A 13086-nucleotide genomic window follows, 5' to 3' on the forward strand; every position below is an offset into this window, starting at 1 on the left:
CAAAAGGAGCAATCGTGGCGCGCGACAACGCGGCTCCCACCGCCGTCCCCACCCAGCACCGTGAACTGGTCTCCTGGGTGAACGAGATCGCCGAGATCACCCAGCCCGACGCCATCGTCTGGTGCGACGGCTCCGAGGCCGAGTACGAGCGCCTGTGCGAGGAGCTCGTCGCCAAGGGGACCTTCAAGAAGCTCGACCCGACTCTGCGCCCGAACTCCTACTACGCCGCCTCCGACCCCTCCGACGTCGCGCGCGTCGAGGACCGCACCTTCATCTGCTCCGAGAAGGAGGAGGACGCGGGCCCGACCAACCACTGGAAGGCCCCGGCGGAGATGAAGGAGATCTTCGCGGGCGAGGACGGCATCTTCCGCGGCTCCATGAAGGGCCGCACCATGTACGTCGTGCCCTTCTGCATGGGCCCGGTCGGCTCCCCGCTCTCCGCCATCGGCGTCGAGATCACCGACTCCGCGTACGTCGCCGTCTCCATGCGCACCATGACCCGCATGGGACAGGCCGTCCTCGACGAGCTGGGCGACGACGGCTTCTTCGTCAAGGCCGTCCACACCCTCGGCGCCCCCCTCGCGGAGGGCGAGCAGGACGTGCCGTGGCCCTGCAACTCCACCAAGTACATCTCGCACTTCCCCGAGACCCGCGAGATCTGGTCGTACGGTTCCGGCTACGGCGGCAACGCCCTGCTCGGCAAGAAGTGCTACGCGCTCCGCATCGCCTCCGTCATGGCGCGCGACGAGGGCTGGCTCGCCGAGCACATGCTGATCCTCAAGCTGACCCCGCCGCAGGGCGAGTCGAAGTACGTCGCCGCCGCCTTCCCCTCGGCGTGCGGCAAGACCAACCTGGCCATGCTGGAGCCCACGATCTCCGGCTGGACCGTCGAGACCATCGGCGACGACATCGCCTGGATGCGCTTCGGCGAGGACGGGCGGCTCTACGCCATCAACCCCGAGGCCGGCTTCTTCGGCGTCGCGCCCGGCACCGGCGAGCACACCAACGCCAACGCCATGAAGACCCTCTGGGGCAATTCCGTCTTCACCAACGTCGCCCTCACCGACGACGGCGACGTGTGGTGGGAGGGCATGACCGAGGAGGCGCCCGCGCACCTCGTCGACTGGAAGGGCAACGACTGGACGCCGGAGTCCGGGACCCCCGCCGCCCACCCCAACGCCCGCTTCACCGTCCCGGCCGGCCAGTGCCCGACGATCGCCCCCGAGTGGGAGGACCCCAAGGGCGTCCCGATCTCCGCGATCCTCTTCGGCGGCCGCCGCGCCTCCGCCGTTCCGCTGGTCACCGAGTCCTTCGACTGGAACCACGGCGTCTTCCTGGGCGCGAACGTCGCCTCCGAGAAGACCGCCGCCGCCGAGGGCAAGGTCGGTGAGCTGCGCCGCGACCCCTTCGCCATGCTGCCGTTCTGCGGCTACAACATGGGCGACTACATGGCCCACTGGGTCAAGGTGGGTGCCGGCGCCGACCAGGCGAAGCTGCCGAAGATCTACTACGTGAACTGGTTCCGCAAGAACGACGCCGGCAAGTTCGTCTGGCCCGGCTTCGGCGAGAACAGCCGCGTCCTGAAGTGGATCGTCGAGCGCCTGGAGGGCAGGGCCGAGGGCGTCGAGACCCCGATCGGCGTCCTGCCGACCCCGGAGTCCCTGGACACCGACGGCCTGGACCTGCCGGCCGAGGACCTGGAGTTCCTCCTCAAGGTCGACCGCGACGTGTGGCGCGAGGAGGCCGCCCTGGTCCCCGACCACCTGAACACCTTCGGCGACCACACGCCGAAGGAGCTGTGGGACGAGTACCGCGCGCTGGTCGAGCGCCTGGGCTGATCCCGCACCCCGAACTCGTGGTGGGTTGCCCCGACATTCCGCCCTGACCAGTGGGGTCACGACGGCCCACCACGATCCGCCCGGCCCCCGGAGCCCCCTCAGGCTCCGGGGGCCGGCGCATGTCCGGACCCGGAGGCGCGGGCCTCCCGTACGGAGGGGCGGTGGAACGGAGTCCGGGGCACGGCCGGGGGTCCGGCCGTGCCCCGGAGGGGGGTGGGTGGCACCCGGTCCGCGCGGTTCGTGGCGCGCGGACCGGGGCCGTCAGGGGGCGGCGACCGCGGCCGGGGCGGGTTCCCCGGCCAGCGCCGCGGTGTGCGCGTCCATGCGCTCGGCGGTGAGGATCGCGGCGGCCGTGTCGGCCCGGGAGGCGGCGACGACCAGGGCACGGCCCGCGAGGGCGTGCGCCTTGCGGTGCAGTTCCCGCGCGGGCGTACCGCTCAGGGCCGCGTGACGCGCGGGCGGCGCGCCGCGCAGCCGTGCCACCTGCCGGGCGATGAGCTCGCCGGCCTCCGTGTCGCCCAGCTCGTCGGTGACGGCGAGCAGGGCGGCGAGGTGTCCGGCGAGCTGGATGTCCAGCTCCTCCTCGCGGGAGCGGTGCGGGTACGCGTCGTGGGCGTCGTCGGCCATCCGGTGGACCGACTTGGTGCGGATCGGTTCGTACATGGGGACGGCCTCCTGAGGTGCTCTGGAGCCATCCTAGCTTAGATCATGTCTAAAGTTGAGTCGTGTCCGGGGGGATTCCGGTGGCCGGCGCGGTCCGTCAGGGCTGGGCGTAACCGTCCAGGAAGCGCCCGATCCGCGTCACCGCGTCCGCCAGGTCCGCCGCGGCCGGCAGCGTGACGATCCGGAAGTGGTCCGGCTCGTGCCAGTTGAAGCCCGTCCCGTGCACGACCATGATCTTCTCGGCCCGCAGCAGGTCGAGGACCATCTGCCGGTCGTCCTTGATCTTGTAGACGTTCGGATCGAGCCGGGGGAAGAGGTACAGCGCGCCCTTCGGCTTCACGCACGTCACGCCCGGGATCTGCGTGAGCAGCTCGTACGCCGTGTCCCGCTGCTCCAGGAGCCGCCCGCCCGGACGCACCAGTTCCTCTATCGACTGCCGGCCCTGGAGCGCGGCGGCCACCGCGTGCTGCGCGGGCATGTTCGCGCAGAGGCGCATGTTGGCCAGGATCGTCAGCCCCTCGATGTACGAGGAGGCGTGGTGCTTCGGGCCGCAGACCGCCAGCCAGCCCGAGCGGAACCCGGCCACCCGGTAGTTCTTGCTCATCCCGTTGAAGGTGAGGCAGAGCAGGTCGGGGGCGATGGCGGCGGTCGGGGTGTGCGTGGTGCCGTCGTAGAGGATCCTGTCGTAGATCTCGTCCGAGCAGACGACCAGGTCGTGCCGCCGGGCGATCTCCGTCAGGGAGCGCAGCATGTCGTCGTCGTAGACGGCGCCCGTCGGGTTGTTCGGGTTGATGATCACGATCGCCCTGGTGCGGTCGGTGATCTTCCGCTCGATGTCCGCGAGGTCGGGCATCCAGTCGGCCTGCTCGTCGCAGCGGTAGTGCACGGCCGTCCCGCCCGCCAGCGACACCGAGGCCGTCCACAGCGGGTAGTCGGGGGCCGGGACGAGGACCTCGTCGCCGTCGTCGAGGAGGGCCTGCATCGCCATCTGGATCAGCTCGGAGACGCCGTTGCCGAGGTAGATGTCCTCGACGGAGAGCGGGATGCCCTTGGTCTCGTAGTGGCTCATCACCGCCCGGCGGGCCGAGAGGAGGCCCTTCGCGTCGCCGTAGCCGTGCGCGTGCGAGAGGTTGCGCAGCACGTCTTCCAGGATGGCGGGCGGGCACTCGAAGCCGAAGGCGGCCGGGTTGCCCGTGTTGAGCTTGAGGATGCGATGACCCGCGGCTTCGAGCCGCATCGCCTCTTCGAGTACCGGGCCCCGGATTTCGTAACAGACGTTGGCGAGCTTCGTGGACTGGATCACCTGCATGACGAGAGCTTACGGCCGCCCCGGCCCGGACGCTCCGTGTTCTGGGCCACGTCGTGGCGGACGCGGGTCCGGAAGCCGGACGGGGCGGGGCGCCGGGGGCCGGGCGGGCACGGGACGCCGGGACCGGACGTGGACGGGCGTCTCCGGCGTGGCGCGGGGGAGGGGCCGGGCGCGAGGGGGGGCGGGGAGGGGCCGGGCGTTAGGGAGCGCGCGGGGGGAGGGCCGGGTGCGGGGGAGGGGCCGGGCGCGGCGGGGTGCGGCGCGGCCGGATAGGTTGGCACGTCATGTGGTCTTTCAGCGCTTCCGGATGCCGGTGGCTGGGTGCGGGCGGGTCGCTCGCCGTCGCCGTGGGCGGATGGTTCGCCGGGACGCTGCCGGTGCGCGGCGGGCGGGGGCTGTGGGAGCCGCACGGTCCGGCGGCCACCTCCGCCGGGGCCGTCCTCGCGTACCTCGGCCTGACCCTGCTCGTCGCCGCGTGGGGACGGTACGGCGTGCTGCTCGCCCGGGACGTGCGGGACGGGACGCCCCCGGCCCCCGGGGCCGGGCGGGACGGGGTCCTCGCGACCCTCGCCTGCTGGGCCGCGCCGCTGCTCCTCGCCCCGCCGCTGTACAGCGCGGACGTCTACAGCTACGTCTCCCAGGGCGCGATGGTCCTCGAAGGGCACGACGTGTACGGCGCCGGGCCCTCCGTCCTCGGTCCCGGCGACCCGGGGGCGGACGCGGCGGCGAGCGTCGGCGGGCACTGGACCGACACCCCCGCCCCGTACGGCCCGGCCTTCCTGCTCCTCGCGGCGGCGGTCGTGAAGCTCACCGGCGGCGCGGTCGTGCCCGCCGTCCTCGGCATGCGCCTGGTCTCCCTCGGCGCGCTCGCGCTCGTGGCGTGGGCGGTGCGGGGGCTCGGCGGCGGGCCCGGCGGCCGGGCCGGCGCGCTGTGGCTGGCCGTCCTCAACCCGCTCTTCCTGATCCACGTCGTCGGCGGCACGCACAACGACGGCCTGATGACCGGACTCGTCCTCGCCGGCGTCCTGCTCGCGACGCGGGGCCGGTGGATCCTCGGCTGCGCCCTCGTCGGCCTCGCCCTGACGGTGAAGTCCCCGGCGGCGGTCGCCCTGCTCTTCATCGGCGTCACGGTCGCCCGCCGGGACGGCGGCGTACGGGGCGCGGCGAAGGGCCTCGTGCTGCCCGGGGCCGTCGCGGGGGCCGTGGCGGCGGGGGCGACGCTGCTCGCCGGGACCGGGTTCGGATGGCTGCGGACCCAGAGCGTGGCCGGGACCATCCACACCGCCCTGTCGGTCTCCAGCGACCTCGGACTCGGACTCGGACTGCTCCTCGGGGACGACCCCGACCCGGTCAAGGGCGTCGTGCAGAAGCTGGGCCTGCTCGCGGCCCTCGCGATCATCGCCGTGCTGGCGTGGCGGTCGTGGCGGGGGCTCCTCGACCCGGTCCTCGGTCTCGGCCTCTCCCTGGTGGCCCTCGTCGCGCTCTCGCCCATGGTCCAGCCCTGGTACCTGCTGTGGGGGACGGCCGTCGTCGCGGCGGCCGCCTGGCACAGCCGGGCGGGTCAGGTGCTCGCGGTGCTGTCGGCGGCGCTGGTGTACGAGACGGCGCCGTCCGGGCGCACGCCCTGGTACGGCTTCGCGCTGGCGGGGGCGGCGGCCGTGCTCGGCCTGGCGTGGACCCGGCGGGAGCCGTGGCCCGCCGCCGTGACGGGCGGTCCGCGTCCGTCCCCGTCCCCGTCCGCGTCCCCGGAGCGCCCCCGGTCCCGGTAGCCTCCGGCACCATGACGCGTGCCTGGGTTCCACCGGTGTTGCTGCTGCTCTGCGGTTCGTCCGTCGCGACCGGGAAGGCCCTCGGGGGGAACCCTGCCGGAGCTGCCGTCCTCCTGCTGCTGTTCGCGCTGCTCGCGGCCGCCGTCTCCCCCCTGGTCTTCCCGAGGTCGACCGGCGCGGCGGAGGCCCGGCGCCGCGCCGGGGCCGACGGCCGCCCCGTCGTCTACTGGCGGCCGGGCTGCGTGTACTGCCTGCGCCTGCGCGTCCGGCTGGGCGCCCGCGCCCGCCGGGCGCACTGGGTCGACATCTGGCGCGATCCGGAGGGGGCGGCGGCGGTGCGGGAGGCCACCGGCGGCGACGAGACCGTGCCGACCGTCGTCGTGGCGGGGCGCGCCCACGTGAATCCGGACCCGGCCCGGGTCCGCGCGTGGCTGGCGCCCGGGGACCCCGTCGCGACCTGACCGACGGCCGTCCCGCATCGGGGCCGGCCGGACCGCCGCGTCGCGGGCCCTGGGAGATCCGGGGTCGGGGGGGTGTGCCAGAGTCTGCGCATGCTCGAGATCGTGGTGAGGACGGAGAACGGGGAGCGGCACGTCGGCGTGTCCGCCGAGGAGCTGGCGGGGCTGGTCCGGCGGATCGGGAGTGACGGTGACCGGTTCCTGGTGGTCCAGCGGATACCCGACCTGCCCGACGTCTTCGCCCAGGTGTGGCACGAGGCCGGTGGCGACCACACGCTGGAGTACCGCGACGGCGCCGCCGACCGGCACTTCTGCGCGAAGGCCGACGGGCCCGAGGACGTGATCGCGGTGCTCACCGGCTGGGCACGCCAGGAGGACGGATGGGCCGAGGGCCCGGCGTGGTCGCTGCTGGACATGGGCCCCGCCCGCGAGGTGCCGCCGCTCGACCTCGGCGAGGACGAGCGCGAGGAGCTGGAGAGGCGCGTTCGTCAGGTGCTGGTCGGCGGCTACGCCACTCGCGCCGAACTGGCCGAGGTCGCGGAGGAGTACCTGGTCACCGAGGGCCGCCGGCCCGTCTCGCGCGAGCAGGCGGAGGCGCTGGCCGACCGGCTGTGGCTGGAGAGGGTCGCGGAGCAGGCCGCGTGGCGGGGCGAGACGGACCCCGAGCGGCTCACCCGCGCGTTCACCGCTCTGGAGGAGGCCGGCATCACGGCCCGCGAGAACTTCACCTGCTGCCGCACCTGCGGCCAGTCCGAGATCGGCGGTGAAGGGGAGCCCGACGCCCGCGGCTTCGTCTACTTCCACACCCAGTGCACGGACTCCGCCGCGGCCGGCCGCGGACTGACGCTCCTCTACGGCGGCTTCGACGGCTCGCCCGGGACCACCGCGGCCGTCGGCCACGAGGTCGTGGCCGCGCTCGAAGCGGTCGGTCTCCACGCCGAGTGGGACCGTGACCCCGGCCGGGCCATCACGGTCACCCCTCTGGACTGGCGCCGCCGCCTGATCGGCTAGGGCGGGTGGCGAAGGCGGCGCCGTCCGTCCGGAGCGCGGGCCCGGCGGCGCCCGGGGCGCGCGTTCGTACGGCGGAGGGCCGCCCCGGTACCGGACGCGCCGGCGCGGTCCCGGCTCCGTCCCGGGCGGACGGGGCCCGCGCCGCGCGTTCTAGGAACGCGGCACCGGCGTCCGCCTGATCGTCCTCCCCGCCAGGACGTCCGTCCGCCTGCCGTCCTCGATCACGAACCTCCCCCCGATCAGGACGTGTGGGATGCCCCTCGGCGGGGTCCGCGGGGCCGCGTACGTCGCGCCCGCCGCGACCGTCGCCGGGTCGAGGAGGACCAGGTCGGCCACGTACCCCTCGCGCACCAGGCCCCGGTCCGGCAGGCGGAGGCGGGCGGCCGGGCGGGAGGTGAGGTGGGCGACGCACTCCTCCAGGGAGAGGACGCCGAGGTCGCGCACGTACCGCCCCAGGTACTCCGGGAACGTGCCGTACGCGCGCGGGTGCGGCTTGAGGCCCTGGAGGATGCCGTCCGAGCCGCCGGTGTGCACCCGGTGGCGCATGATCGTCCGGACGTTCTCCTCGTGGCCGACGTGCTGGAGGATCGTGGTGCCGAGCCGGTCCTCGACCAGGAGCCGGCGGGCCGTGGCCCAGCCGTCGACGCGGCGGCCCACGAACCCCGCGAGCGCGGGCTCGTTCACCCCCGCGACCTCGATCGTGTCCCAGTCGACGGGGACGCCGTGGCAGCCGTCCGAGCCGACCACCTCCAGGTGGTGCCCGATCCGCGCGGCCGTCGCGTCGTCCCGGAGCCGCGCGAGCACCGCCTCCGGGCCGCCCTCGCTCGCCCAGCTCGGCAGCAGGGCCACCAGGGTCGTGCAGCCGGAGGTGTACGGGTACGTGTCGAGGCTGATGTCCGCGCCCGCGTCCAGGGCCCCGTCCAGGAGCGCGAGCAGCTCGGCGGCCCTACCCTCGTTCACGCCGAAGTTCATGGTGGCGTGGGCCAGGTGCAGGGCGCACCCGGCCTCGCGGGTGAGGGCGACCATCTCCGCGTAGGCGTCGAGCGCCCCGGCGCCGTACGAGCGGTGGTGCGGGCAGTAGTAGCCGCCGTACTCCGCGACGACCCGGCACAGTTCGGTCAGCTCGGCGGCCGGCGCGTACATCCCCGGGGTGTACGTCAGGCCGGAGGACATGCCGACCGCGCCCTGCTCCAGGCCCTCCGCGACGAGCCGCCGCATCCGGTCCAGCTCGGCCTCCGTCGCCGGGCGGTCCTCCCAGCCGACCGCCAGGGCGCGGACCGTCCCCTGGGGGACGAGGTAGGCGGCGTTGACGGCGATGCCCCGGCCGCCGTGCGCGTGGTCGAGCCGGTCCAGGTACTCGCCGACCGTGCGCCAGTCCGTGTCGAGGCCGGAGCCGTCGCCGTTCCAGCCGGTGATCGCCCGGCGCACCTCCGCGAGCGTGCGGTCGTCCACCGGGGCGTACGACAGGCCGTCCTGGCCCAGGACCTCCAGGGTCACGCCCTGGGCGGCCTTCGCGGAGTGGTCCGGGTCGCGGAGCAGCGCGAGGTCGCTGTGGGCGTGCATGTCGACGAAGCCGGGGGTGAGGACCAGCCCCTCGGCGTCCAGGGTCCGGCGGCCGACGGGCCGCTGGCAGCCCGCGGCGGCGGCCTCCTGGACGATCGTGGTGATCCGGCCCCCCTCGACGCCGACGTCGGCCCGGTAGGAGGGGCCGCCGCTGCCGTCGACGACCTCGGCGTCACGGATGACGAGTTCCAGCACTGTTCCGGCTCCCCGGCTCTCGGACGGTTTCGGAGGACGGCGCCCCGGAGGGGCGCGCGGTGGAGGGGGCGCCTTCTCCGTAGGGGGCGCCCCCCTACGGAGAAGGCGCCCCTTTCCGGAGAAGGTGCCCCGGAGGGGGGTGCTCCGGACGGAGGCGCCCCCGGGAGAAGGTGCCTCAGAAGAAGGTGCGGATGTGGTCGACCACCGTGCCGTCGGCCTCGACGAGCGGGATGAGCTGCCACTTGTCGAACGCCGTGCACGGGTGGGAGAGGCCCATCCCCACCCAGTCCCCTACCTCCAGGTCCGCCCCCGGCTCCGTGCGGAGCCAGGCGTGCTGGTCGGAGAGGCCCGTGACGGTGATGCCCTCCGCGGCCCGGACCTCACCCGTACGGGCGTCGCGGACCACCTGCGCCTCCGGGAGGTGCAGGTCGTGGGCGGCGTCCCGCTTGCCCGCGTTGGTGAACGCCTGCCCGTCGGTGGGACGGGAGACGACCTGCGACCAGAGCCGGAACGCCGGCCGGAGCGCGCCCTCCTCCGGCACCCGGTTGAAGGGGGTGAGGGTCCGGTAGTGGCCGTCGTCGTGCGAGACGTACGCGCCGGAACGCAGCAGCTTCAGGACCGGGAGCGAGAGGGCGGGCAGCTCCGCGAAGACCTCCGCGACCGTGTCGAACCAGGCGCTGCCGCCCGCGCTCACCACGATCTCCCCGATGCCGGCGTCGAAACGGCCCTCCGCGTCGAAGGCGGCGGCGAGGCCGGTCAGCCGCAGCAGCCAGGCCCGGACCCGCTCCGGGCTCGCCCGGGGCACCTCCCCCTCGTACCCGGCGACGCCGACGAGCCGCAGGGTCGCGGCGGCGGCGACCGCGTCGGCGACGGCGGCGCACCCGGCCTCCGTACGGACGCCGGTGCGCGCCTCCTCGCCCGCGCCCAGCTCGACCACGACGTCCACCGGGCGGGACGCCCCGGCGGCGCGCAGGGCCTCGTCCATCAGCTCGACACCGCGCACGGAGTCCACGTAGCAGACGAAGCGGAAGTCCGGGTCGGCGTCGAGCTCGGCGGCCAGCCAGCGCAGGGCGGCGGGGTCGGCCAGCTCGTTGGCGAGGAAGATCCGGGCGATGCCGTGGGCGCGGTAGACACGGGCCTGGTGGGGCACGGCGGCGGTGATGCCCCAGGCGCCGTGCTCCAGCTGCCGGTCGAAGAGCTGGGGGGCCATGGAGGTCTTGCCGTGCGGGGCGAAGGCGAGGCCGTGCCGCTCGGCGTAGGTCTCCAGGAGGCGCAGGTTGTGCGCGACGGACTCGGCGGAGAGGGCGAGGACGGGGGTGGTGTAGCCGCCGGTGAAGAGGTTCCGGCGCTGGGCGGAGAGTTCCCCGACGGTCAGGCCCTCGGCGTCCGGGGGGAGGGCCTTGAAGCGGTGGTCGACGCGTTCGGCGGCGGGGTCCGGGGCGCGGCGGGCCGGGCCGGCTGTCGTTCCCGTCCGCGCGGGCGTCCGGGCCGCCGGATTGTTCGCGGGTCCGTCCGCCGGGCGGTCCGTTCGGCCGTTCGCCGGGCGGTTCGTTCGGTCGTCTGCCGAGCGGTCCGCCCGGTCGTTCGCCGGGCCGTTCACCGGATCGTTCGCCGGGTCGGGCATGGGGTCTCCTCCTCGTCGACGTTGCAAGATGCGCAACGTCCATTGCGTATCTTGCTCATCGTTGTCTAACATCCGGGCCAAGGCCGGGTCAATGGACCCGTGGGAGACGCAGGGAGCACGGGAGTGAGCGGAGACGCACCCGCGGACGCGGCCGACGCGGCCCCGGACGTCGTCTGCCTCGGAGAGTCGATGGTCACCTTCCTCCCCTCCCGGCCGGGCCCCCTCGCGGACGTCCCCTCCTTCACCCGCGCGATCGGCGGCGCCGAGTCCAACGTCGCCTGTGCCCTGGCCGCCGCCGGCCACCGCGCCAAGTGGGTCGGCCGCGTCGGCCGCGACGGCTTCGGCGACCACCTCCTCGACACCGTCGGCGGCCACGGCGTGGACGTCACCGCCGTCCGCCGCGACCCGCACCGGCCGACCGGGGTCTACTTCCGCACGGACCAGGACCGGGCCACCGGCGCCCACGAGGTCGTCTACTACCGGGCCGGTTCCGCCGCCTCGGCCATGTCCCCGGCCACCGTCCCCTACGAGACCGTCGCCGGCGCCCGGATCCTGCACCTCACCGGCATCACCGCCGCCCTCTCCGAGGACTGCCTCGCCCTGATGAGGGACCTCACCGCCCCGCGCCCCGGCCGGCCGCTCGTCTCCTTCGACGTCAACCACCGGCCGGCCCTGTGGCGCGACGGCGGCGCGCCCGACGTGCTGCTCGCGCTCGCCCGCCGCGCCGACGTCGTCTTCGTCGGCGCGGACGAGGCGGAAGGGCTCTGGGGCCTGGGGAGCGCCCGCGCCGTCTTCGGCGCCCTCCCCGAACCCGGGGTCGTCGTCGTCAAGCTCGGCGCGGACGGGGCCGTGGCCGTCGACCGCCGCTCCGGGGGAAGCGGTTCCGGGGACGGCGGTGCCGGAGAGGCTGGTTCCGGGGGAAGCGGTTCCGGGGGCGGCCGTACCGGAGACCGCCGTCCCGGGAGCCGCGTGGCCCCCGAGGAAGGCACCTTCGTCCCCGCCCCCCGCGTCGACGTCGTCTCCCCGATCGGCGCGGGGGACGCCTTCGCCGCCGGTTTCCTCTCCGCCACCCTCCGCGGCCTCGGCCTCGGGGACCGGCTCCGCCACGGCCACCTCATGGCCGCCGCCGCCCTCACCGTCCCCGGCGACCTGGCCGCCGCGCGGCGGCCCTCCTGGACGGACCGTGCCGACCGCCTGGTGGCCCTCGACGACGCGGCCTGGGAGACACTTCACCTCGGCCCCGGCTGGACGGAGGCCGGCCGGGAGGACGCCGGCCGGCCGGGGGACGGCCGGAAGCCCTCCGGCGGGGCGGGCTCCGGCGGGGCGGCCCCCGACCGGGCCGGGGACGACCGGGAGGACGCCGGCCGGACGGCGGCCCGCCCGGCAGGGCCCGGCCGTACGGGAAACGACCAGGAGGTACGCACGCCATGAGCCAGACCGTCGACCGGGCACTCAGCATCCTGCCGCTGCTCGCGCGGGGCCCCGCCGACCTCGGGCAGGTCGCCGAGAGCCTCGGCGTCCACAAGTCCACGGCCCTGCGCCTGCTCCGCACCCTCCACGAGCACGGTCTCGTCCACCGCCAGCAGGACCAGCGCTACCGTCTCGGCGCCCGGCTCTTCGCCCTCGCGCAGGAGGCCGTCGAGAACCTCGACGTCCGCGAGATCGCCCACCCCCACCTCGCCGCCCTCAACGAGCGCACCGGGCACACGGTCCACCTCGCGGTGTACGAGGAGGGGGAGGTCCTCTACATCGACAAGGTCGAGAGCCGCTACCCGGTCCGCATGTACTCGCGCATCGGCCGGCCCGTCGCGATCACCGTCGCCGCCGTCGCCAAGCTGCTCCTCGCCGACCTGCCCGAGGCCGAGCGGCGCGCGGTCGCCGCGAAGCTCGACTACCCCCCGTACACGCCCCGTTCGACGCCGAACGCCGCCGCCTTCCTCAAGGAGCTGGAGATCGTGCGCGAACAGGGATGGGCCACCGATCTCGGCGGCCACGAGGAGTCCATCAACTGCGTCGGCGCTCCCGTCCGCGGCGCGGACGGGCGGGTCGTCGCCGCCCTGTCGGTCTCGGCGCCCAACGTGGTGGTCACGGCCGACGAACTCCTCGCCCTCCTCCCGCAGGTGCGCCGCACCGCGGACGCCATCAGCCGGGAGTACTCCGGCACCGCCCCGACCAAGGACACCGCATGACCGAGCAGACGACCGCGAAGACCGCGATCACCCCCGCCACCCACACCGCCCCGCCCGCGAAGTTCTCGCACGGCGTGCGGAAGGGCAACATCCTCCAGGTCGCCGGCCAGGTCGGCTTCCTGCCCGCCGTGGAGGGACAGGCGCCGGCGGTCGCGGGCCCGACCCTGCGCGAGCAGACCCTCCAGACCTTCGCCAACGTCAAGGCGATCCTGGAAGAGGGCGGCGCGACCTGGGACGACGTGATGATGATGCGCGTCTACCTGACGGACGTGGACCACTTCGCCGAGATGAACGAGATCTACAACCGGTACTTCGAGGAGCAGGGCCTCAAGGCCCCCGCCGCCGCCCGCACCACCGTGTACGTCGGCCTCCCGCCCGGCCTCCTCGTCGAGATCGACGCGCTGGCGGTCCTGGGCTGAGCCGGACCGCACCGGCACCGGGGCGCCGCGGCCCCGGACGCCCCCGAC

Annotated in this window: 11 protein-coding genes; 7 read left to right on the forward strand and 4 right to left on the reverse strand. The window is 74.7% G+C overall.

Annotated elements, in window-relative coordinates:
- The first annotated feature begins 14 nt into the window (after positions 1-14).
- Positions 15-1838 (forward strand): phosphoenolpyruvate carboxykinase (GTP), encoded by a 1824-nt coding sequence (locus tag ACFYZY_RS14220; protein ID WP_388693284.1) that lies wholly within the window; start codon positions 15-17, stop codon positions 1836-1838.
- A 261-nt stretch (positions 1839-2099) separates the two neighbouring features.
- Here the strand turns inward: ACFYZY_RS14220 and ACFYZY_RS14225 are convergent, their stop codons facing one another.
- Entirely contained in the window at positions 2100-2501 is a 402-nt protein-coding gene (locus tag ACFYZY_RS14225) for a hypothetical protein (RefSeq protein WP_388693286.1), read from the reverse strand.
- A gap of 97 nt (positions 2502-2598) precedes the next feature.
- Positions 2599-3810: a pyridoxal phosphate-dependent aminotransferase gene (locus ACFYZY_RS14230; protein WP_388693288.1), complete on the reverse strand. Its 1212-nt coding sequence runs from the start codon at positions 3808-3810 to the stop codon at positions 2599-2601.
- A 284-nt stretch (positions 3811-4094) separates the two neighbouring features.
- Between ACFYZY_RS14230 and mptB the strand changes: the two genes are divergently transcribed.
- The 3 genes from mptB (at position 4095) to ACFYZY_RS14245 (ending at position 7048) form a co-directional block, all read left to right on the forward strand.
- The gene (mptB, locus tag ACFYZY_RS14235; protein ID WP_388693290.1) at positions 4095-5579 is read left to right on the forward strand and encodes a polyprenol phosphomannose-dependent alpha 1,6 mannosyltransferase MptB; all 1485 of its coding nucleotides are present in this window, start codon (positions 4095-4097) and stop codon (positions 5577-5579) included.
- An 11-nt stretch (positions 5580-5590) separates the two neighbouring features.
- Positions 5591-6040 carry a glutaredoxin family protein gene (locus tag ACFYZY_RS14240; RefSeq protein ID WP_388693292.1) on the forward strand — a complete coding sequence of 150 codons (450 nt, stop codon included), beginning with the start codon at positions 5591-5593 and terminating at the stop codon, positions 6038-6040.
- 90 nt (positions 6041-6130) lie between these two features.
- On the forward strand, positions 6131-7048 hold the full coding sequence (locus ACFYZY_RS14245; RefSeq protein WP_388693294.1) for a DUF6891 domain-containing protein: 918 nt from the start codon (positions 6131-6133) through the stop codon (positions 7046-7048).
- A gap of 150 nt (positions 7049-7198) precedes the next feature.
- Here ACFYZY_RS14245 and ACFYZY_RS14250 read toward each other — a convergent pair whose 3' ends face one another.
- Positions 7199-8806, reverse strand: a complete 1608-nt coding sequence (locus ACFYZY_RS14250; RefSeq protein WP_388693296.1) for an amidohydrolase family protein — start codon at positions 8804-8806, stop codon at positions 7199-7201.
- A 175-nt stretch (positions 8807-8981) separates the two neighbouring features.
- Positions 8982-10430, reverse strand: a complete 1449-nt coding sequence (locus tag ACFYZY_RS14255) for an alanine racemase (RefSeq protein ID WP_388693298.1) — start codon at positions 10428-10430, stop codon at positions 8982-8984.
- Between the two features lie 123 nt (positions 10431-10553).
- Here ACFYZY_RS14255 and ACFYZY_RS14260 point away from each other — a divergent pair, with 123 nt between their 5' ends.
- Genes ACFYZY_RS14260 through ACFYZY_RS14270 form a run of 3 tightly spaced genes read left to right on the forward strand, consistent with a single transcriptional unit; the run spans position 10554 to position 13038 of the window.
- Positions 10554-11861, forward strand: a complete 1308-nt coding sequence (locus tag ACFYZY_RS14260) for a sugar kinase (RefSeq protein WP_388693300.1) — start codon at positions 10554-10556, stop codon at positions 11859-11861.
- Positions 11858-12619 carry an IclR family transcriptional regulator gene (locus tag ACFYZY_RS14265; RefSeq protein WP_388693302.1) on the forward strand — a complete coding sequence of 254 codons (762 nt, stop codon included), beginning with the start codon at positions 11858-11860 and terminating at the stop codon, positions 12617-12619. The genes ACFYZY_RS14260 and ACFYZY_RS14265 overlap by 4 nt, the downstream gene beginning before the upstream one ends.
- Positions 12616-13038, forward strand: coding sequence for a RidA family protein (locus ACFYZY_RS14270; RefSeq protein ID WP_388693304.1), 423 nt, complete (start codon positions 12616-12618; stop codon positions 13036-13038). The genes ACFYZY_RS14265 and ACFYZY_RS14270 overlap by 4 nt, the downstream gene beginning before the upstream one ends.
- The last annotated feature ends 48 nt before the right edge of the window (positions 13039-13086 follow it).

It is taken from the genome of Streptomyces sp. NPDC001744 (genome assembly GCF_042892575.1).
In the GTDB taxonomy this organism is placed as follows: domain Bacteria; phylum Actinomycetota; class Actinomycetes; order Streptomycetales; family Streptomycetaceae; genus Streptomyces.

Excerpts from the sequence above, each read along its gene's own strand:
- ACFYZY_RS14225 (WP_388693286.1), bottom strand. The coding sequence starts at position 2,501 with ATGTACGAACCGATCCGCACCAAGTCGGTCCACCGGATGGCCGACGAC.
- ACFYZY_RS14230 (WP_388693288.1), bottom strand. The coding sequence starts at position 3,810 with ATGCAGGTGATCCAGTCCACGAAGCTCGCCAACGTCTGTTACGAAATC.
- mptB (WP_388693290.1), top strand. The coding sequence starts at position 4,095 with ATGTGGTCTTTCAGCGCTTCCGGATGCCGGTGGCTGGGTGCGGGCGGG.
- ACFYZY_RS14240 (WP_388693292.1), top strand. The coding sequence starts at position 5,591 with ATGACGCGTGCCTGGGTTCCACCGGTGTTGCTGCTGCTCTGCGGTTCG.
- ACFYZY_RS14245 (WP_388693294.1), top strand. The coding sequence starts at position 6,131 with ATGCTCGAGATCGTGGTGAGGACGGAGAACGGGGAGCGGCACGTCGGC.
- ACFYZY_RS14255 (WP_388693298.1), bottom strand. The coding sequence starts at position 10,430 with ATGCCCGACCCGGCGAACGATCCGGTGAACGGCCCGGCGAACGACCGG.
- ACFYZY_RS14265 (WP_388693302.1), top strand. The coding sequence starts at position 11,858 with ATGAGCCAGACCGTCGACCGGGCACTCAGCATCCTGCCGCTGCTCGCG.
- ACFYZY_RS14270 (WP_388693304.1), top strand. The coding sequence starts at position 12,616 with ATGACCGAGCAGACGACCGCGAAGACCGCGATCACCCCCGCCACCCAC.